Origin of the sequence: Caulobacter sp. BE264 (genome assembly GCF_031457805.1) — a bacterium.
In the GTDB taxonomy this organism is placed as follows: domain Bacteria; phylum Pseudomonadota; class Alphaproteobacteria; order Caulobacterales; family Caulobacteraceae; genus Caulobacter.
In genome coordinates this window covers 84,482-104,776 of record NZ_JAVDXI010000003.1, presented here as the reverse complement: position 1 = coordinate 104,776, position 20,295 = coordinate 84,482, and the positions used below count along the sequence as shown (strand labels likewise).

At 67.0% G+C, this 20,295-nt stretch carries 17 protein-coding genes and 1 tRNA gene; 11 read left to right on the top strand and 7 right to left on the bottom strand.

Annotated features, from left to right (window positions below):
- Positions 1–53: 53 nt before the first annotated feature.
- Entirely contained in the window at positions 54–1,364 is a 1,311-nt protein-coding gene (locus J2X45_RS08675) for a mannose-1-phosphate guanylyltransferase/mannose-6-phosphate isomerase (protein WP_310213782.1), read from the top strand.
- Here the strand turns inward: J2X45_RS08675 and J2X45_RS08670 are convergent.
- Complete coding sequence (locus tag J2X45_RS08670; RefSeq protein ID WP_310213781.1) at positions 1,348–2,508, bottom strand: AGE family epimerase/isomerase; 1,161 nt, start codon at positions 2,506–2,508, stop codon at positions 1,348–1,350. The two genes, J2X45_RS08675 and J2X45_RS08670, sit on opposite strands and share 17 nt — an antisense overlap.
- 98 nt (positions 2,509–2,606) lie before the next feature.
- Here J2X45_RS08670 and J2X45_RS08665 point away from each other — a divergent pair, with 98 nt between their 5' ends.
- From J2X45_RS08665 to J2X45_RS08650, 4 genes are all read left to right on the top strand, one after another.
- Positions 2,607–3,152, top strand: a complete 546-nt coding sequence (locus tag J2X45_RS08665) for an HAD family hydrolase (RefSeq protein ID WP_310213779.1) — start codon at positions 2,607–2,609, stop codon at positions 3,150–3,152.
- Positions 3,149–4,030 carry a dTDP-4-dehydrorhamnose reductase gene (gene rfbD, locus J2X45_RS08660; RefSeq protein ID WP_310213778.1) on the top strand — a complete coding sequence of 294 codons (882 nt, stop codon included), beginning with the start codon at positions 3,149–3,151 and terminating at the stop codon, positions 4,028–4,030. Before J2X45_RS08665 ends, rfbD begins: the two co-directional genes overlap by 4 nt.
- Before the next feature lie 72 nt (positions 4,031–4,102).
- A complete protein-coding gene (gene fsa, locus J2X45_RS08655; protein WP_010921441.1) occupies positions 4,103–4,756 on the top strand; it encodes a fructose-6-phosphate aldolase in 654 nt (217 codons plus the stop codon).
- Between the two features lie 133 nt (positions 4,757–4,889).
- Complete coding sequence (locus J2X45_RS08650) at positions 4,890–5,135, top strand: hypothetical protein (RefSeq protein WP_310213776.1); 246 nt, start codon at positions 4,890–4,892, stop codon at positions 5,133–5,135.
- Between the two features lie 3 nt (positions 5,136–5,138).
- Here the strand turns inward: J2X45_RS08650 and J2X45_RS08645 are convergent, their stop codons facing one another.
- Positions 5,139–6,131 (bottom strand): mechanosensitive ion channel family protein, encoded by a 993-nt coding sequence (locus tag J2X45_RS08645; RefSeq protein ID WP_310213775.1) that lies wholly within the window; start codon positions 6,129–6,131, stop codon positions 5,139–5,141.
- Positions 6,132–6,269: 138 nt separating this feature from the next.
- Here J2X45_RS08645 and J2X45_RS08640 point away from each other — a divergent pair, with 138 nt between their 5' ends.
- Positions 6,270–7,430, top strand: a complete 1,161-nt coding sequence (locus J2X45_RS08640; RefSeq protein ID WP_310213774.1) for a DegT/DnrJ/EryC1/StrS aminotransferase family protein — start codon at positions 6,270–6,272, stop codon at positions 7,428–7,430.
- On the opposite strand, the gene J2X45_RS08635 is transcribed toward J2X45_RS08640, so the two are convergent.
- Together J2X45_RS08635 and J2X45_RS08630 are read right to left on the bottom strand one after the other, a co-directional pair.
- Positions 7,431–9,041: a cisplatin damage response ATP-dependent DNA ligase gene (locus J2X45_RS08635; RefSeq protein ID WP_310213773.1), complete on the bottom strand. Its 1,611-nt coding sequence runs from the start codon at positions 9,039–9,041 to the stop codon at positions 7,431–7,433. It abuts the gene before it with no gap.
- 85 nt (positions 9,042–9,126) lie between these two features.
- Positions 9,127–9,855 carry a hypothetical protein gene (locus J2X45_RS08630; protein ID WP_310213771.1) on the bottom strand — a complete coding sequence of 243 codons (729 nt, stop codon included), beginning with the start codon at positions 9,853–9,855 and terminating at the stop codon, positions 9,127–9,129.
- Positions 9,856–9,945: 90 nt separating this feature from the next.
- On the opposite strand from J2X45_RS08630, the gene J2X45_RS08625 reads away from it, so the two are divergent.
- The gene (locus J2X45_RS08625; RefSeq protein WP_310213770.1) at positions 9,946–10,383 is read left to right on the top strand and encodes a PaaI family thioesterase; all 438 of its coding nucleotides are present in this window, start codon (positions 9,946–9,948) and stop codon (positions 10,381–10,383) included.
- A gap of 61 nt (positions 10,384–10,444) precedes the next feature.
- Here the strand turns inward: J2X45_RS08625 and gltB are convergent, their stop codons facing one another.
- Both gltB and J2X45_RS08615 read right to left on the bottom strand, forming a co-directional pair.
- Positions 10,445–14,971, bottom strand: a complete 4,527-nt coding sequence (gene gltB / locus J2X45_RS08620) for a glutamate synthase large subunit (protein ID WP_310213769.1) — start codon at positions 14,969–14,971, stop codon at positions 10,445–10,447.
- Positions 14,972–15,097: 126 nt separating this feature from the next.
- Entirely contained in the window at positions 15,098–16,543 is a 1,446-nt protein-coding gene (locus J2X45_RS08615; RefSeq protein WP_310213767.1) for an NAD(P)-dependent oxidoreductase, read from the bottom strand.
- A 229-nt stretch (positions 16,544–16,772) separates the two neighbouring features.
- Between J2X45_RS08615 and J2X45_RS08610 the strand changes: the two genes are divergently transcribed.
- On the top strand, positions 16,773–17,573 hold the full coding sequence (locus J2X45_RS08610; RefSeq protein WP_310213766.1) for an undecaprenyl-diphosphate phosphatase: 801 nt from the start codon (positions 16,773–16,775) through the stop codon (positions 17,571–17,573).
- A 79-nt stretch (positions 17,574–17,652) separates the two neighbouring features.
- On the opposite strand, the gene J2X45_RS08605 is transcribed toward J2X45_RS08610, so the two are convergent.
- Complete coding sequence (locus tag J2X45_RS08605) at positions 17,653–18,612, bottom strand: complex I NDUFA9 subunit family protein (RefSeq protein WP_310213765.1); 960 nt, start codon at positions 18,610–18,612, stop codon at positions 17,653–17,655.
- A 154-nt stretch (positions 18,613–18,766) separates the two neighbouring features.
- Between J2X45_RS08605 and J2X45_RS08600 the strand changes: the two genes are divergently transcribed.
- The 3 genes from J2X45_RS08600 (at position 18,767) to lptC (ending at position 20,254) form a co-directional block, all read left to right on the top strand.
- A tRNA-Leu gene (locus J2X45_RS08600) sits at positions 18,767–18,853 on the top strand.
- Positions 18,854–19,007: 154 nt separating this feature from the next.
- Positions 19,008–19,625, top strand: a complete 618-nt coding sequence (locus J2X45_RS08595; protein ID WP_310213763.1) for a ribonuclease D — start codon at positions 19,008–19,010, stop codon at positions 19,623–19,625.
- The gene (lptC, locus tag J2X45_RS08590) at positions 19,592–20,254 is read left to right on the top strand and encodes an LPS export ABC transporter periplasmic protein LptC (protein WP_310214394.1); all 663 of its coding nucleotides are present in this window, start codon (positions 19,592–19,594) and stop codon (positions 20,252–20,254) included. Before J2X45_RS08595 ends, lptC begins: the two co-directional genes overlap by 34 nt.
- The last annotated feature ends 41 nt before the right edge of the window (positions 20,255–20,295 follow it).

The following is a 20,295-nucleotide window of genomic DNA, read 5'->3' as shown; positions in this document are numbered from 1 at the left end:
TCGCAACAGCACCCCATAAGGGGACGAAGACTTCAGTCGTGTGGGGACAAGACTTGGCCGCGATCTATCCGGTGATCCTTTGTGGGGGCTCGGGCACCCGCCTCTGGCCTGCGTCGCGCAGCGATCAGCCCAAGCAGTTTCTGAAGCTGGTCGGGGACCGATCGTCGTTCCAGGAGACCATCCTGCGGGTGAAGGACATCCCCGGTGTCGCCGAGGTGATCGTGGTCACCGGCGAGGCAATGGTGGAATTCGTCGCCGAACAGACCGCCGAGATCGACGCCTGGACCACCATCTTGGTCGAACCCGAGGCGCGTGACAGCGCTCCGGCCGTGGCGGCGGCCGCCGCCTATGTCGAGGCCCAAGATCCGACCGGCGTTGTCCTGATGCTGGCCGCCGATCACCATATCGCTCAGCCGGAAATCTTCCAGCAGGCCGCCCTCGCCGCCGCCAAGGCCGCCGAGCACGGCTATATCGTCACCTTCGGCGTGCAACCGACCGTTCCCGCGACGGGCTTCGGTTACATCCGCCCCGGCGCGCCGTTGTTGGATGGATCGGTTCGCGAGGTCGCGGCCTTCGTCGAAAAGCCCGACCAGGCCACCGCCGAGCGCTATCTGCTGGAAGGCTATCTCTGGAACAGCGGTAACTTCGCCTTCCAGGCGGCCACCCTGTTGGGCGAATTTGAAGCCTTCGAGCCGACCGTCGCGGCCGCCGCCAAGGCGTGCGTGGCCGGACTGGAGCTGGAGGCCGGCATCGGCCGCCTGGATCGTGACGCCTTCGCCCAGGCCAAGAAGATTTCACTCGACTACGCCGTGATGGAGCGCACCCAGAAGGCCGCCGTCGCCCCCGCCGCGTTCGCCTGGTCGGACCTCGGGGCCTGGGACGCGATCTGGGAGGCCTCGACCCGTGACGGCGACGGCAACGCTCAGGCGGGCGATGTCGACCTGCACGGATCGTCCAATGTGCTGGTGCGCTCGACGGGGCCCTATGTCGGCGTGATCGGGGTCAATGACATCGTGGTCGTGGCTGAGCCCGACGCGGTGCTGGTCTGCCATCGCAAGGACAGCCAAGCCGTAAAGACGCTCGTGGATGGCCTGAAGGCCAAGGGGCGGTCGATCGCCTCACGCAAGAGCGCCTCGCCGAACGGAACCGAAACCCTGGTCTCGACGGACGGGTTCGACGTTGAACTGCGTCGCGCCCCGGCGGGGGAAGCCCTGGCTCTGCCCGTGTCCACCGTACAATTGCTCGAGGGCGTTCTTGAGATGGACGGCGACGTCTATTCAGCGGGGGCGATCATTCGTCTGGAAGCCGCAGCCCTGGTCCGGGCGATCGGCGCTGCGACCCTGCTGGTCACGAAGCCCCGCTGACCACCCGGTCCATCTCCAGGATCGCCAAGGCGATATGGTAGAAGGAGCTCGCCGGCGCCGGCTCTTCGACGAAGCTCTCGTCGGCCAGATACTTGTCGCGCCACAGGCCAGCGACCGGCGTGCGCAGATAGGTCAGCAAACCGACGGCGGCGGACACGGCCATCTCCCAGTATTTGGCTTCGCCGGTGATCTCGGCCGCCAGTACAGCAGCCTTGATCCGCTCGGTCTGGGGCCAAAGACGCGCGCCGTCGTCGTGGACCGAATAGTCGTCCAGCAAGGCGTTGATCGCGACGCCTCTGGCGAAATCGGTCCCCAGCCTTTCGGCGTCGTCGATCATCTTGAGCGCGGCGGCCGTCGCATCGGCGCGACCGGAAAGCTTGCCCCAGCGCAACAGCAGCCAGCCCCATTCGAACTGATGCCCGGGCTCGCAGATCCGCCCCTCGACGCCCGGTGCGGGGTTCCAGTCGAGGTCGAAGAACTCGCGGACCATGCCCGTTTCGGCGTGGACAAACTTGGCCAAGGCCAGTTCGGCGATCTCGTCGGCCAGGGCGCGCCAGGTCGGATCGGGATCGATCGCGTTCCACGAAAGCATGGCCTCGAACAGATGCATATGGGGGTTGGACTGCAGCGGCGCGGTCGGCGGGTTGGACTGGTGGAAGCCCGCGACCGGGTGCTTGCGCTCAGACATCAGGCGGTCGCGGACGATGACGGCCAGGTTCCGCGCTTCGTCTGCGCGATCGGGAAGCGCCGCGGCGACGGCGGCCAGAGCGAAGATCGCGAAGGCTTGGTCATAGAGATCGGCGGTGTCGTCCAGGCTCTCGCCGTTAGGTCCGACCAAGGTCCGGAACTGGCCGTCTGATCGGCGGTAGGCCGAGAGGAAGAACGCCAGGCCATGTTCGACGGCCGATCGCCAGGGACCGCTCCAGCCAAGCGCGCCGGCGATGGCGTAGGCGTAGATCTGGCGCGGCAAAACCCGTCCCCGACGAGGCCCCTCGACCGCTTGGCCGTCGAGATCGATCTTCTCGAAGAAGCCGCCCTTCACGTGGTCGGCGCCGACCTCCCACCAGATCGGGTAGGCGGCCTCGACCGCCCAGGTCTTCAGGCGATCCCGCAGGCGGGCGGCGTCGGCGAAGGCGTTGGTCATCGGAAGCTCCAGCGGCGACATCCTTCTAGGCGAGGTTGCGTGGCGAGGCCAAGACGGCGGCTTGGCGATTCCGCCAGGACCGGGTTAGTGCTCGGGCCATGACCAGTCCGTCCGCTCTCCCGCCGCTGAAGGCCGTGTTCCTGGATCGCGACGGCGTGCTCAACGTCGATCATGGCTATGTGCATGACCCGGCCAGGCTGGACTGGATCGAGGGCGCGCGCGACGCGGTGGGCGCGATGACGCGGGCGGGGCTGAGGGTGCTGGTGGTGACCAATCAATCTGGGATTGGTCGCGGCTATTTCGACGAGGCGGCGCTGGATCGCTTCCATGCCGCCATGCAGGCGCAACTGGCGCAGGTCGGCGGCCGGATCGACGCCTTTTATTATTGCCCGTTCCATGAAACGGCGGCTGTCGAAGCCTATCGCGTGGCCGACCATCCCGACCGCAAGCCCAACCCCGGCATGATCCTGCGGGGCCTGGCCGAATGGGGCCTGCGCGCGGAGGAGGCGGTGATTATCGGCGACCGGGACATCGATGTCGAAGCCGGCCGCCGCGCGGGGATGCCCGGATATCTCTTCGAAGGTGGCGACCTTCGCGAGTTCGTCAGCGCTGTGCTGGGCGAGAGGGTTCTGGCCCTGAAATGAAGATCCTGCAGTTTGGCCGAACCGGCCAGGTCGCCAGCGCCATGCAGGCGGCGGCGCGCGGGCGGGCGGAGATCATCGCCCTGTCGCGAGCGGACTGCGACCTCGCCGATTCTGAGCGCATCCGGGCCGTAATCAAGGCCGCGGATTGTGATCTCGTCGTCAACACCGCCGCCTTCACCCATGTCGATCCGGCCGAGGCCGCGCCGGAGGCGGCGTTCGCGGTCAACGCCCACGCGCCGGCGGCGATGGCTGAGGCCTGCGCCCAGCGAGGGCTGCCGTTTGTGCACCTGTCGACCGACGCCGTGTTCGACGGCCAAACCGACCGCGCCTACATTGAGACCGATCGCGCCGAGCCGATCAACGTCTATGGCCGTTCCAAGCTGGCCGGCGAGCAGGCGGTGTTGGTTCACCCCCGCGCCGTCGTCGTACGGATCTCTTGGGTCTTCTCGCGCTACGGCCGCAACTATGTGAGCTTTATGCTCAAGCTCGCGCGCGAGCGGGAGATCTTGAAGGTGGTCGCAGACCAATTCGGCACGCCGACCGACGGCGAGGCGCTGGCCGATTTCCTTATCGCCACCGCGCCGCGCTGGGCGACGGCGGCGGTGGACGATCCAGGGTTTGGCCTGTTTCATTTCGCCAATGCGGGCGAGACCAGCCGCTTCGACTTCGCCAAGGCCGCGATTGACCGCGATCCGCTGGCCAAGGCCAGGCTGGAGCCCACCACCCAGGCGGCGTTCGCCGAACCCGCGCCCCGGCCGCCGCGCTCGCCGCTTGATACCGCCAAGCTGCGGGCTGTGTTTGATTTTTCACCCGAACCCTGGCGGCCGGCGGTTGAGCGCACCGCTGACCGGTTGGTCGCGGCGGACCTCGCCGGCTAATCGCTGGCGCATGCGGCGCGCTCGCGATAAACCGGCGCCTAACTTCTCCATAAAATACAGCGCAAGAGACCCATGCAGATCTTCCTCGACAGCACCGACACCAAGGTCATCGCGGATCTGGCCTCGACCGGCCTGATCGACGGCGTGACCACCAACCCGACCCTGATCGCCAAGTCGGGCCGGCCGATGCTCGAGGTGATCGCCGAGATCTGCGACATCGTCCCAGGCCCGATCAGCGCCGAAGTGGCCGCCACCACGGCCGACGCGATGATCGCCGAAGGCCAGAAGCTGGCCAAGATCGCCCCCAATGTCGTGGTCAAGATCCCGCTGACCCGTGACGGCCTGATCGCCTGCGCCGCCTTCGCCGACGAAGAGATCAAGACCAACGTCACCCTGTGCTTCTCGCCGACCCAAGCCCTGCTGGCCGCCAAGGCCGGCGCGACCTACATCTCGCCGTTCATCGGCCGTCTGGACGACTATGGCTTCGACGGCATGGACCTGATCCGCGATATCCGCGCGATCTACGACAACTATGGCTACGAGACCGAAATCCTGGCCGCCTCGGTGCGTAACGCCGCCCACGTCAAGGAAGCCGCGATCGTCGGCGCCGACGTGGTCACCATCCCGCCGGCGGTGTTCAGCGATCTCTACAAGCACCCGCTGACCGACAAGGGTCTCGAGCAGTTCCTGAAGGACTGGGCTTCGACGGGCCAGTCGATCCTGTAAGCACCTTGCGCCTCCCGAGCGCAGTTCGCTTGGGAGGCGAACATCTGATCAAAGTTTATTTCGCAAGAGCGAAGTCGGTTCGCAGATGCGATCTCGCGCGTTAGGGTTGGTCCGTTCACAGAGGGCCACGCGCATGGTTCCCCACCTGGCTTCGACGAAGGCAGAGACCGAAGTCCGCCTGACCGGGCCCGAAGAGGCGGACCGCTTTTCGCGGTTTCTTCAGGGATTCCTCTCGGCCAACGGCTTTCCGTTCGTGATCGTGCACGACGCTCCCGAGCTTCTGGGTCACTTGCGCCGTGTGGTCTTCGAGGACGTCACGCTCAGCGACAAGTTCGCCACCGAATGGCTCAGGCAGCGCGGGACTTCGGGAACCGCCTGACGCCTAGTCCTCCGTCTCCGTCGGCGCCTTCGACGCGGCGCTGGCCTTGCGCTTGCGACGCGGCTTGATCAGGGCCAGCAGGTGATGGTGCTCGCCTTCGCCCGGCATGGTGGGCGAGGGGTCAATCGCCTTCGAAGGGCGAGGCGGCGGAAGGTCGGTCCGTGCGGGATCGTCGGCCAGGAGATGGGCGGACAACATCAGGTCGGTCTTGACCGGGCCAAAGTCAGGCGCCGCGGTCCAGACGCGTATCGCCGCCTGGGCGTAGGCTTCGGACAGATCGGTGACCTCGATCATCGGGGCGGGATCCTGGCGGATGCGGGCGTCGTTCTCCGCCCGCTCGCGCAAACGCTTGAGCACGACCACCAGATCGGTCTTCAGCGGGACCTTGAACAGTACGTCGACCCGGCGGTTGCGGTGGGTCGAGTAGTTCAGGATGACATCCCCAAACACCTTGCTGTTGGGGATCATCACCTTGACGTTGTCGGGCGTGGCGATCTCGGTGAACAGCAGGTCCAGCGACTTGACCGTGCCTTGGCGCGTCGCGGTCTCGATGACGTCGCCGACCCGGTAGGGGCGGAAAAGCAAAATCATGACGCCGGCCGCGACGTTCGAGAGAGCGCCCTGCAGCGCCAGACCAATGGCCAGCGAGGCCGCGCCCAGCACCGCGATGATCGAGGTCGTCTGCACGCCCAGTTGCTGGAGGACGGCGACAAGTCCCACGGCGACGATCGCATAGCGCGCGAGCGACGCGGCGAAGCTCTCCAGGGTCGGATCCGGGTTGCTGCGATGCACCCGGGTCAGCGTGCGGCGCATGAACCGCGCGGCCCAGCTGGCGGCCCAGAAGGTGACCGCCAGGATCAGGGCGGCGACCACGAGGTTCACCGCCAGCTTGCCCAGCCAGTCAAGGAAGTGGCCGAGCATGGTCTCGTCGGCTCTGACGTTGGCGAGCGACGGCAGAGCGGCGTCCGCCGGGATGATGCTGGGCTTGGTCTTCATGGATGTCTCGATAGGCGCCCCCGCGCGTCGAGGTCAACGCGGCGCAGCTTCCTACGGTTCCGCTTGCCGCCGGCGGGAAACAGTCGGTTACATCAATTGGCTCGAAATCGTCACGAAGCCTGACTAAGAGCGCCGCCCATGAGCATGCCCTTCATCGACCTCGGCGCGCAGCAGCGCCGGATCCGCGACAAGATCGACACGGCCATCGCCAAGGTGCTGGACAGCGGGGCCTATGTCATGGGCCCACAGGTGCGCGAGTTCGAGGCCCAGCTGGCGGCGTTCGGCCAGGCCAAGCTGGCCCTGTCCTGCGCCAACGGCACTGACGCGATCGCCCTGCCGCTGATGGCCTGGAACATCGGTCCGGGCGATGCGGTGTTCTGCCCGTCCTTCACCTTCGCCGCGACGCCGGAAGTCGTGCCGTGGGTCGGCGCGACGCCGGTGTTCGTCGACGTGCTGCCCGACACCTACAACCTCGATCCCGCCAAGCTGGAAGCCGCCATCGCCGGCGTGAAGGCCGAAGGCAAGCTGACGCCCAGGGTGGTCATCGCCGTCGACCTGTTCGGCCAGCCGGCCGACTATCCGGCGATCAAGGCGATCTGCGACCGCGAGGGCCTGAAGCTGATCGCCGACAGCGCCCAGGGCTTCGGCTGCACGCTGAACGGCCGGCATCCGCTGCACTGGGCCGATGTGGCGACCACCAGCTTCTTCCCGGCCAAGCCGCTCGGCTGCTACGGTGACGGCGGCGCGGTGCTGACCAACGACCCGGTGCTTTGGGACCTGATGGACAGCTATCGCGTCCACGGCAAGGCGGTCGGTCCGGACCTGGCGGGCAAGACCTTCGACCACGATCCGAAGTACCTGAACACGCGCATCGGCATGAACTCGCGCCTCGATACGATCCAGGCGGCGATCCTGATCGAAAAGCTGGCGATCTTCGCCGAGGAGATCGCGCTGCGACAGGTCGTGGCGGACCGCTACGCCGAGGGCCTGAAGGGCGCGGTGCTCTCGACCCCGAGCGTCATCGACGGCGGCGTCTCGGTCTGGGCGCAGTACGTGATCGAGCACGCGAACCGCGATGGTCTGGCGGCGCATCTGCGCGCGCACGGCATTCCGACGGCGGTCTATTATCCGGTTCCGATGCACGTGCAGGCGCCCTACGCCCAGTTCCCGCGGGGCGCCGGCGGGCTCCCCGTCACCGAGGCGAAGGCCGAGACGGTGCTCGCCCTGCCGATGCATCCCTATCTGGGCGCCGAGGACCAGCAGACGATCATCGACGCGATCCGCAGCTTCGGCGGCTGATCAGTCCAGCATCGCTTCCAGCGTGGACAGCTCATCCGCCTCGCGGGCGGGCTTGTCCCAGCGGATGCGGTTGATGCGGGGAAACCGCATGGCCACCCCGGACTTGTGCCGGCTGGAGCGTTGCAGGCCCTCAAAGGCGACCTCGAAAACGAGGCCGATATCCAGGTCGGCCCGCACCGACCGCACGGGACCGAACCGTTCGATGGTGTTGTCACGGACGAACTTGTCGATCTGCTTCAGCTCCTCGTCGGTGAAGCCGAAATAGGCCTTGCCGACCGGCGTGAGGGCGCGCCGCCCCTCATCGTCCTCGCGCCAGACGCCGAAAGTGTAGTCCGAGTAGAAGCTCGACCGTTTGCCGTGCCCGCGCTGGGCGTACATCAGCACCGCGTCGATCAGGTGCGGATCGCGCTTCCACTTGAACCAGGGACCCTTTGGGCGGCCGGGTTCGTAGACGCTGTCGCGGCGCTTTAGCATCAGGCCTTCCGACAGGCGCGCATCGCCCTCGGGCGGGTCGCGGCGCAAGGCGGCGAGCTCTTCCCAGGTCTCGAAGGGCTGCAGCGGCGACAGGTCGATCCGCGGGCTCGCCAAGCGGACAACGAAAGCTTCCAACCGCGCGCGGCGCTCGGTGAAGGGCAGGGCGCGAAGGTCGGTCTCGCCGTCCATCAGCAGATCATAGGCCCGGATTCCGGCGGGGAAGTTCGCGAGCTGCTTGGCGTCGACGGTCTTGCGGTTCAGCCGCTGTTGGAGATCGCCGAACGAGGCCAGAGCGCCGTCGCGCAGCACCAGCAGTTCGCCATCGATCGCGCCTTCGAAGTCCAGCGCCGCCACGACATCCGGAAACGTGGCCGAGATATCGTCGCCGGTTCGGGTGTAGAGCCGCCGTTCGCCGCGCTCGGACACGGCCTGGACCCGGATTCCGTCCCATTTCCACTCGGCGACATAGTGGGCGGGGTCCAGCTTGGGGAAGTCGGCGCCCTCGTCGATCGGCTGGGCCAGCATGACGGGCCGGAAGCGTCCCGGCGCGTCGGGCGAGGGGCGCTCGGAGCGCCCTTCCAGCCACGCGAAGAGATCGCCGTAGGGCGGCGCCATCGCGTGCCAGATCTCCTCGATCTCGCCGATGTCGACGCCGCCGAGGTTGGCGCAGGCCTGTTTGGCCAGGCGCGACGAGACCCCAACCCGCAGGCCGCCCGTCATCAGCTTCAGCAGCGCCCAGCGTCCGTCCGCATCCAGGGCGTCCAGCCAGCCCTCGATCAGTCGTTGCACCTCTGCGCGGGAGGCCGAATGCAGGGCGTCGATGACCTCCGAGAGTTCTGGAGGGCGGTTCGGTCCTGGCCGATCAGGCCAGACCAGCGAGACGGTTTCCGCCAGGTCGCCGACGAAGTCGTACGACCAGGCGAACAGCTGAGGGTCCATCCGCGTCTCGACCGCCTTGCGGATGAAGGCGGGCTTGGCGGCGTTGAAGGACAGCGCGCCCGTCAGGGCCGCGAGCGCATAGCCCCGGTCGGGATCGGGCGTCTGGCGCAGATGATCCTGGATCAGGACCAGCTTGGCGTTGCGCGAGCTGGTCAGGGACAGTCGGTCGAGCAGGTGGGCGAAGGCGCGCATGGACATGGAACGCGTAGCAAAGTCCTTGCGATCGTCGGCAAATGATCAGACCGGCCAAATCGTGCGGGATCAAGGTCGAACCTCCGCGCGATCAGGCCTGCGCGGCGACGGCTTCGTTCAACTGGCCCAGGATCATGATCTTCTGCCAGATCTTGCGGCCCAGGTCCGAGGCCAGGGTTTCGATGTCGTTGACGGCGGCGATGATCACCGGGTCGTCGGTCTCGCCGGCGTAGAGCGCCGCCAGCTTGGCGGTCAGGGCCAGCATCTCGGCGCAGTAGTCCAGATAGCGCGACAGCTGGAAATTGCTCATCTCGCGGGGCGGCGAATGGCGGGTGCGGGGACCCAGGATCACCGACGGGTCCTTGGTCAGCTGGTGCATGTCGATGACATGGCAGAACGAACGAAGTTCATGCAGCGCCACCTGAACCCGCTGCTGCTTCCAGCGGCGCTCCAGCGAGCCGAGGAACCAGGCCGCCGCGCCGGACAGTAGGGCCAGATTGATGGCCGCCTCAAGGCCCTGGGCGAGGTCGAATCCCTCCCGGGCGCGCAGGACCGCGCTCCAGTCGAGTCGCCAGGCCAGGGCGAACTCCAGGGCGACGCCGCCGACGATGATCAGCACCACCAGGGCCCGGAGGAGCAGATAGGGGCGGCCGATCCGCCGAGCGCGCGCGGCGGTCTGGCGGGCGGTGTCGGTGAGTCGCCCGCAGACCGTCGCCAGCCCTGAGGCGGGAAAGCGTTCGGACACGCGGGCGTAAAGGTTGTCGAGTGTCTCGACGACCTTGTCGGCTTCCAGCTTCTGTCGATCGCGCGCGCGGGCCATGGGACGACATAGCGCAGGTTGATGACCCCTCGCGCAAGCCTGCATCTGCTGTTAGATTAAAACAGTTGTTTGAAATCTAGAGGGGCGAGCATGAGCGACGCGGTGCTGCCGGCGGGTTTCGGCCCGCACGCGCGCAAAAGTCCGGTCACGGATCCGTGGGAGCCGCTCTACGCGCGCCCCGCTGAGGATCGGCTGGTCCTGGCGACCTGGGTGCGCGAGCCGCACTGCAATTCGCGACACATGCCCCACGGCGGGTTCCTGGCGGCCATGGCCGACAATGCGATGGGACTGTCGCTGGGGATCAACCTGACGCGCACCGGCGCGCCGGTGGACGGACTGGTCACGGTGTCCCTGACGCTCGACTATCTGGGTTCGGCGCGTCTGGGTCAGTGGCTGGAGTTCGACACCGACTTCATCAAGCTGGGCCGCTCGATCTGCTTCGCCGAGGCGACGGTGCGCGCCGACGGGGTTCCGGTGGCGCGGGCGCGGGCCAGTTTCAAGGTGCGCTCGGCCAAGGTCGCCGCCTGAACGAAATCGCCGCCAAGGCCGCGGCCCTGGCGGCGAACTCCAGTCCAAAACCTGGGGGATGTCAGGCGCGTTCGTGAACCGCCTCTTCGGCCGCCAGTGGCTGCGGCAGACGGTTGACCATCTCCTTCGGGCAGACCTGCCAGAACTGGTCGCGGACGCGGTCCCAGTCGCGCAGCAGGGTCGCGGCGAACACCGAGTCGGTCTCACGGGCGTGCTCGGCGATCAACGAGCGCAGCACGCCTTCCCAGTAGGGCGAGGCCAGGCGCTGCACCACGATGCTGTCCGGGTTGATGTTGTCCTGGAAGCGATCGTGCTGGTCGAGCACGAAGGCCATGCCGCCCGTCATGCCCGCGCCGAAGTTGTTCCCGGTCGGGCCGAGGATCACGACCTGGCCGCCAGTCATGTATTCGCAGCCGTTGGCGCCGCAGCCTTCGACCACCGTCACGGCGCCCGAGTTGCGGACGGCGAAGCGCTCGCCGGCCTGGCCCGCCGCGAACAGGCGGCCCGAGGTGGCCCCGAACAGTACGGTGTTGCCGATCAGGGTGTTGGTCTCCGGGGCGGCGAGGCCACGGGCCGGCTTGATCACGATCGTCGCGCCCGACAGGCCCTTGCCGACATAGTCGTTGGCCTCGCCAGTCAGTTCGATGCGCAGGCCCTGGACCGCGAAGGCGCCGAGGCTCTGGCCGGCCGAACCCTTCAGCTGGACCGTCAGGTGGCCGGACGGCAGGCCCTTCATGCCGAACTTGCGGACGATGTGGCTGGACGTGCGCGTGCCGATGGTGCGGGCGGTGCTGCGGACCGTATAGGTCAGCTGCATCTTCTCGCCGCGCTCCAGAAGCGGGGCGGCGTCGCGGACGATCTGGGCGTCCAGCGTGTCCGGCACCGCGTTGCGGCCCTCGACCGTGCAGTAGGGCTTGTTCGCGCCGGGATCGGCGCGGACCAGCAGCGGGTTCAGGTCAAGGTCGTCCAGGTGTTCGCCGCCGCGCGAAACCTGCGCCAGCAGGTCGGTGCGGCCGACGATTTCCTGCAGGCTCTTGAAGCCCAGGCCCGCCAGGATCTCGCGCACCTCTTCGGCGATGAACGTGAAGAGGTTAATGACCTTGTCCGGCGTGCCGGTGAACTTGGCGCGCAAGGCCTCGTCCTGGGTGCAGACGCCGACGGGGCAGGTGTTGGAGTGGCACTGGCGCACCATGATGCAGCCCATCGCCACCAGCGAGGCGGTGCCGATGCCGAACTCCTCGGCGCCCATCATGGCGGCGATGACGATGTCGCGGCCCGTGCGCATGCCGCCGTCGGCCCGCAGGACCACCGAGTGGCGCAGGTTGTTCAGGGTCAGCACCTGGTTGGCTTCCGACAGGCCCATCTCCCACGGACCGCCGGCGTACTTCACCGAGGTCTGGGGCGAGGCGCCGGTGCCGCCGACTCCGCCGGCGACCAGGATCACATCCGCTTTCGCCTTGGCCACACCGGCCGCGATCGCGCCGATGCCGGTGGCGGCCACCAGCTTCACCGTCACCCGGGCGATCGGGTTGATCTGTTTCAGGTCGTAGATGAGCTGCGCCAGATCCTCGATCGAGTAGATGTCGTGGTGCGGTGGCGGGCTGATCAGCATCACGCCGGGCGTCGAATGGCGCAGGCGGGCGATCATTTCCGTGACCTTGAAGCCGGGCAGCTGGCCGCCCTCGCCGGGCTTGGCGCCTTGGGCGACCTTGATCTCCAGCTCGACGCACTGGTTCAGGTATTCGGCGGTGACGCCAAAGCGCCCCGAGGCCACCTGCTTGATGGCGCTGTTGGGGTTGTCGCCGTTGGGCAGCGGCTTGTAGCGCGCGCTGTCCTCGCCGCCTTCGCCTGAGACCGACCGGGCGCCGATGCGGTTCATGGCGATGTTCAGGGCGCCGTGAGCCTCAGGGCTCAGGGCGCCAAGACTCATGCCCGGCGTGACAAAGCGCTTGCGGATCTCGTTGACGCTCTCGACGTCGTCGGTGGCGATCGGGTTGCGGTCCGAGCGCCAGTCCAGGAGGTCGCGCAGCTGGATTGGCTTTTGCGTGCGCAGGCCGTTGGACCAGCGGCGATAGAGCTCATAGTCGCCGGTGTCGCAGGCCGTCTGCAGGGTATGCATCAGGCGCGCCTCGAAGGCGTGAGCCTCGCCCGAGCGGCGCGCCTTGTAGAGACCGCCGACCGGCAGGGTGACCGCCGCGGCGCCCCAGGCCTTGCGGTGCAGTTCGACGGTCTTGCTCTCGATGCCGGCCAGGCCGATACCGGAGATGCGCGACGGCATGCCGGGAAAGAACTCGGCCGCCATGGCGCGCGACAGGCCGACCGCCTCGAAGTTGTAGCCGCCGCGGTACGACGAGATGACGCTGATGCCCATCTTGGAGATGATCTTCAGCAGCCCGCCCTCGATGGCGGTCTTGAAGTTGATACAGACGTCGCGCAGCGACTTGTCGCCGACGAGGCCGCGCTCCAGGCGGTCCTGGAAGCTCTCCTGCGCCAGATAGGCGTTGACCGCCGTGGCGCCGACGCCGACCAGCACGGCGAAATAGTGCGTGTCCAGGCACTCGGCCGAACGGACGATGATCGAGACGTAGGACCGCAGGCCCTTGGCCACCAGGTGGGCGTGCACGCCGCCGGTGGCCAGGATCATCGGCAGGGCCACGCGCTCGGCGTCGCTGGCCTCGTCGGTCAGGACGATGGCGCCGCAGCCGCGCAGCACGGCGTCCTCAGCCTCGGCGCGGATCCGGTCGAGATTGGCGCGCAAGGCGTCACCGGCGCGAGCTTCCTCGGCGGGCAGCGGCATGGTGCAGTCGATGACCGCGACGTTCTTTTCGCCCAGCAGCCCGTGGATGCGCTCGTACATGCCGGTGGTCAGCACGGGGCTTTCCAGGACATAGACATCCGCCTGAGCCGCGTCCTGGGCCAGGATGTTGCCGAGGTTCTTGAAGCGGGTCTTCAGGCTCATCACGCCGGTCTCCCGCAGGGGGTCGATCGGCGGGTTGGTCACCTGGCTGAAGTTCTGGCGGAAGTAGTGCGACAGCGGGCGATACTTTTCCGAAAGCACCGCCAGCGGCGTGTCGTCGCCCATCGAGCCGACGGCTTCCTTGCCCTCCTCGACCATGGGGGCGAGGATCATCTCCAGGTCTTCCAGACTGTAGCCGGCGGCCGCCTGGCGACGGGTCAGCTCCTCGCGGCCGAACTTGCGCGGCTCGGGGCCGGGGCCGATCTCCTTTTCAAGGTCGACCATGTTGCCCAGCCACTCGGTGTAGGGGTGGCGGGTGGCCAGTTCGTCGATGATCTCTTCTTCGCCGTAGAGACGGCCTTCGGCGAGATCGATCGCGATCATCCGGCCCGGCGAGATCGCCAGCTTGCGGGTGATGCGAGCTTCCTCGACGCCGCACATGCCGGCTTCCGAGCCCATGATGACCAGGCCGTCGTCGGTATAGGCCACGCGCAGCGGCCGCAGGCCCGAACGGTCCTTGCCGGCCACAACCCAGCGACCGTCGGTGGCGCACAGGGCGGCCGGGCCGTCCCAGGGCTCCATGACCGCGTTGCAGTAGGAGTAGAGCGCCTTGTGGGCGTCCTTCATCTTCGGATTGGCGGCTTCGGGCACCAGCAGGGCCTTGGCCATCGGCGCGTCGCGGCCGGCGCGCACCAGCACCTCGAAGGTGTTGTCGAGGTTGGCGCTGTCCGAACCGCCCGGCTGGATCACCGGCTTCACGTCGTCCCCGAACTCACCGAAGGCCTGGGCGGCCATCTTGATCTCGTGGGACTTCATCCAGTTGATGTTGCCCTTGATCGTGTTGATCTCGCCGTTGTGGGCGAGCATCCGGAAGGGCTGGGCCAGACGCCACTGCGGGAAGGTGTTGGTCGAATAGCGCTGGTGGAAGATCGCGACCGCGGCCGTGAAGCGTTCGTCCTTCAGGTCGGGATAGAACTCGTCGATCGCCTCGGCGAGGAACATACCCTTGTAGATCAGTGACTTGGCAGACAGCGAGCAGATGTAGAAGTCACTGATGTTCTGGGCGTGGACGCGCTTTTCGATGCGCTTGCGGCACAGGAACAGCGCGCGCTCAAGCGCCTCGCCTTCGAGGCCGGCGGGGCCCGCCAGCATGATCTGCTCGATCTCGGGACGGGTGGCGTTGGCCTTCTCGCCGATCACCGAGGTGTCGACCGGCACCTGGCGCCAGCCATAGATGTAGAAGCCAAAGCGCAGGGCCTCGGCCTCGACGATCGTACGGCAGGTCTCCTGGGCGCCCAGGTCCGTGCGCGGCAAAAAGACCTGGCCGACCGCGATCGGCCCCTGGCGCAGGGCGTGACCGGTGCGGCGCACCTGGTCGACGAAGAAGTCTTGCGGGACGCTGACCAGCACGCCGGCGCCGTCGCCGGTCTTGCCGTCGGCGTCGACGGCGCCGCGGTGCCACAGGGCCTTCAGGGCCTTGATCGCCAGTTCGACAACTTCGCGGCGCGGCTGGCCGTCGATGGCGCAGACCAGACCCACGCCGCAAGCGTCGCGCTCGGTCGAAGGGTCATAGGCGTGGCCGTCAATCAGCGCCTGGCGGTTCTTCAGATAGAGGTCGATGTTCTGGGCCATGGTGGCCTCCGAAGAAGGTTCTTGGTCCGTCCTCGTCCTTCGACAAGCTCAGGATGAGGACTACTGAAGCTCAGTCCAAGTTCCTCATCCTGAGCTTGTCGAAGGACGAGGAACTTGGTCGCAGGGCTATTCGGCGGCGATCAGGGTAGAGGACGCCTTGGCCAGCAGGTAGCGGTGGATGGCGTCGGCGGCGTCGCGGCCGTCCTTGATCGCCCAGACCACCAGCGAGGCGCCGCGCACGATGTCGCCGGCGGCGAACACGCCGTCGAGATTGGTCATCTGGTTGCGCACGTCAGCCTTCACCGTGCCCCAGCGGGTCACCTTCAGGTCCGGCGCTGACCACAGCTCGGGCAGGTTTTCCGGCTCGAAGCCGAGCGCCTTCACGACCAACTGAGCCGGGCGGTCGAAATCGCCGCCGGGGATCTCCTCGGGGCTCTGGCGGCCCGAGGCGTCCGGCGCGCCCAGGCGCATGCGGATGGCGCGCACGCCCGTGACAGCCTCGGCCTCGCCCGACAGGGCGCGCGGCGCGGCCAGCCATTCGAAGGTCACGCCCTCTTCCTCGGCGTTGGCCACTTCGCGCATCGAGCCGGGCATGTTGGCCTTGTCGCGACGATAGAGGCAGGTCACCGACTTGGCGCCCTGACGGACGGCGGTCCGCACGCAGTCCATGGCGGTGTCGCCGCCGCCGACCACGACCACGTCCTTGCCCTCGGCGTTCAGTTCGCCGGAGTCGAAGGCCGGAACGCTGTCGCCCAGCGACAGGCGGTTCGAGGTGATCAGGTAATCGAGGGCGGGGACCACGCCCTTGCTGCCGCCGCCTGGAACGGTCAGGTCGCGCGCAGCGTAGACGCCGACGGCGATCAGCACCGCATCATGCTGGGCGCGCAGCTCTTCGAACGTGGCGTCCTTGCCAACCTCGAAGCCCAGCTTGAACACGACGCCGCCGTCGACCAGGCGCTGGGTGCGGCGCTCGACGACGTCCTTCTCCAGCTTGAAGCCTGGGATGCCGTAGATCAGCAGGCCGCCGGCGCGATCGTGGCGATCATAGACGGTGACGTCATACCCGGCCTCGCGCAGCTTCTCGGCGGCGGCAAGGCCTGCGGGCCCCGCGCCAATGACGCCCACCGACTGACCGCGCGCCGGGCCGGCGACCAGCGGCTTGACCCAGCCCATCTCCCAGGCCTTGTCGGTCAGGTAGCGCTCAACCGAGCCGATGGTCACGGTGCCGTGGCCCGACTGCTCGATCACGCAGTTGCCTTCGCACAGGCGGTCCTGGGGGCAAATTCGACCGCAGACCTCCGGCATGGAGTTGGTCGCCTGCGACAGGGCGTAGGCCTCTTCCAGGCGGCCCTCGGCGGTCATCCGCAGCCAGTCCGGGATGTTGTTATGCAGCGGGCAGTGCGTCTGGCAGAACGGCACGCCGCACTGCGAGCAGCGTGAAGCCTGCTCGGTGGCCTTGGCGTCGATGAAGTCCGCGTAGATCTCGTGGAAGTCGCCCGAACGCTCAGCAGCCGCGCGCTTTTCTGGCGTCTTGCGGGCCACCGTCGTGAATTTCAGCATGCGCTTGGCCATGCGACTTCCCTCATCCCACATTCGGGAGAAAAATTGCTCTGGCGGGGCTCTTAAGGACTCTTTCGCGCAAGAAGAATGTGTTGGTCAAATTTAGAGACCGAAATATCCCTCATCTTGGTCTGGGCATTGAGAATCTGTCGCAAGCTGCGGCTATAATAGTCCAATTTGTGGATTAACGTCGTTTTTACGATGTTTGGCGCACGCACAGTCGATCATTCGGGGGACCCTCATGCCGGATTGGCTCATCGCTCTCATTCTCGGCCTGATCGAAGGTCTGACCGAGTTCATTCCGGTGTCTTCGACGGGCCATCTCCTTCTGGTCGGGCATTTCCTGGGCTTCCACAGTCCGGGAAACACCTTCCAGGTCCTGATCCAGCTGGGCGCGATCCTGGCGATCACCGGCGTCTATTTCGGCCGGCTGTGGGGCCTGCTGACGACGTTGCCGACCGATCCAGGCTCGCGCCGGTTCGTCATCGGGATCCTGCTGGCCTTCCTGCCCGCCGTCTTTGTCGGCGTGGCGGCGCACGACTTCATCAAGACCGTGCTCTACGAGACGCCGGCCTTGGTCTGCTCGACTTTGATTGTCGGCGGCTTCATCCTGCTGGCGCTCGACCGCATGAAGCTTGAGCCTCGCTACACCGACGTGGCGGACTATCCGCTGAAGACGGCCTTCATCATCGGGCTGTTCCAGTGTCTGGCGCTGGTGCCGGGCGTTTCGCGTTCCGGCGCCACCATCGCCGGCGCCCTGCTGCTCAAGTGCGACAAGCGCTCGGCGGCGGAGTTCAGCTTCTTCCTGGCCATGCCGACCATGGCCGGCGCCTTCGCCTATGACCTCTACAAGAACATCGACAAGCTCAGCACCAATGACCTGGGCCTGATCGGGATCGGCTTCGTCGCCGCCCTGGTCTCGGGGGTGTTCGTGGTCAAGACGGTGCTGGACTTCATCACCCGCCACGGCTTTGCGCCCTTCGCCTACTGGCGGATCGCGGTCGGCGTCGTCGGCCTGGCGCTTCTGTACGTCCCGCGCTGAGCGGGCGGCGTCCTGAAACGAAAAAGGGCCCTGACGCGTCGCGCGCCAGGGCCCTTTGTTTTGATGAGCCGCTAGGCTCCTAGAAGGCGCCCGCCGGCGTTTCGGCGTACTGGCCGCCCTTGCGGTAGCGATAGAGGTAGCTCGGGACGATCGCCTCGACGGCGGTCGGAACCACGCCAGCCTCGACCAGGCCCGGCAGGCCCTGCTCGGCGACGTTGTCGCTCTTCAGCATCTGGACCTGATCGCTGGTCAGCGGCGGCGGGACGACGCCTGCGACGAGGTCGCCCAACGAGCCGATCATCGACGCCACCGGCCAGGGCACGGGGATCAGCGGTCGGTTGCGACCGGTCTCCAGGAGGATGAGCTCGAGGATCTCCCGCATCGTGTAGACGCTCGGACCGCCCAGCTCATAGGTCACGCCCGCCGCAGCGGGGCTGGCGACGGCTTTGGCGACCACCGCGGCGACGTCGCCGACGAAGACCGGCTGGAAACGGGTCTCGCCGCCGACCAGCGGCAAGGCGGGCGCCAGGGCCGCCATCTGGGCGAAGCGGTTGAAGAAGTCGTCCTCGGGACCAAACACGATCGAGGGCCGAACGATGGTGGCGCTCGGGAAGGCCTCGCGCACAGCGGCTTCGCCCTCGCCTTTGGAGCGGGCGTACTTGGCTGGGCTGTTCACGTCGGCGCCGATGGCGCTGACATGGACAAGATGCTTGACGCCGGCCTTTGCGGCGGCCTCGGCGACGTTGCGCGCGCCCATGGCGTGGACCGACAGGAACTTCTGGCGGCCGCTCTCGAACAGGACGCCGACCAGGTTCACGCAGCCCTCGGCGCCGTCCAGCGCGCGAGCCACCGAGCTCGGGTTGCGGACATTGGCCTGGACCACCTCGATCTGACCGACGTCGCCCAGCATGCGCATCTTGTAGGCGAGGTTGGGCTGGCGCACGGCCACCCGCACGCGATGGCCCGCCTTGGCGAGCGCCCGCACGACTTGACCGCCCACGAAACCGGAGCCGCCGAACACCGTGACCAGACCTTGCATCATCATTCCTCGTGCATGCGATGAGCCGGGAATTAGACGACCACGGCCCGGTTCGCAACGAAATCACGATTTGTCGTTTTTTCGCTGTTGACGCGGCCGGAGGCTTTCCCTAAACGTCCCGGCCTCGCGGCGACCTAACCGGTTGCGACAGCGGGCCCAGGTGGCGGAATTGGTAGACGCGCTGGCTTCAGGTGCCAGTGACCGAAAGGTCGTGGAGGTTCGAGTCCTCTCCTGGGCACCACCCTTGTCTGGCTTCGACATTGAAGCACAGGGGTGGCGCCGATGGTTCGGCGGATAGCTAATCCGTTCATCGTGAGTATAAGTGTCGCGCGCTTACATCGAGCGCGTGTTTCGGCGCGTCGATGCGCCGAGACTTCGCCGGAGACGTCTGAGAGTTGGCTAATTTCGTTCATGAGGGCGATCTGCCCGACGGCGTCTTCGCAGGCGCCGAGATTGTCGCGATCGATTCGGAGACCATGGGTCTGCGCCTGCGGCGCGATCCGCTTTGCGTGGTCCAGCTGTCGGCCGGCGACGGCGACGCCCACGTCGTGCGGCTCAGCCGCCCCGATTACGACTGCCCGAACCTCAAGGCGCTGCTGACGAACCCGAAGGTCCTGAAGCTTTTTCACTTCGGGCGCTTTGATATCGCCATGTTCGAACTCCATCTGGGGGTGGTGACCGCTCCCGTCTACTGCACCAAGATCGCCAGCAAGCTGGCCCGCACCTACACGGACCGCCACGGCCTGAAGGACGTGACGCGCGAGCTGCTGGGCGTCGAGCTTTCCAAGGTCCAGCAGTCGTCGGACTGGGGTGCGCCGTCGCTGAGCGCCGACCAGGTGGCGTATGCGGCCTCGGACGTGCTGCACCTGCACGGCCTTAGGCTGAAGCTGAACGCGATGCTGGAGCGCGAGGGCCGCATGGCGCTGGCCCAGCACGCCTTCGACTATCTCCCCCACCGCGCCTCGCTGGACCTGGCGGGCTGGGAGGAGATGGACATCTTCGCGCACAGCTGAAGGACCTCATGCAGCCCGCCGCGGTCATGACCGGACGATCGATGAGCGCCGACCTTGGGCGCTGGCGCCGTCGCTCGCGCCGGGTCATGGCTGCTCGCATCGTCCTGCCCGCAGCGGTCGGGGTGCTGCTGCTCGTGGTGATCGCGCAGGTCGGCTGGCGCACCTACATGGCCGCCTCCCGGGCGCCGGCCGAGGCGCGCACCGAAATTCGCCTGATCACGCCGCGCTTCTATGGGCAGTCGACTGACGGCCGCAGTTTCATGATTACGGCCCGCTCGGCGATTCGCGACGACGCGGATCCGCGCCGGATCATCCTGGAAGAGCCAGCCCTGACCTTGGACCTGGGCTCGCCCACGCCCACGCGCATGACCGCCAAGCACGGCGTCTATCGACAAGACACCTTCGGGCTCAACCTGAAAGACGATGTCCGCCTGGACGACGGCGCGGGGTACCGCTTCGCGTCCGAAGAGTCGTTCGTCGACACGCGCACCGGCGATGTGAGCGGTGAGAGCACAATGAGCGGCGAAGGGCCCAGCGGACAGGTGCAATCGCGCGCCTACTCCGTATATGACAAGGGCGATCGCATCGTCTTCCGAGGCGGGGTTCGCGCGCGGTTCGAACGGCAGTAAAGAAGACAATGCGCAGGTTCGCCCCGAAGGCGAGCCGCGAC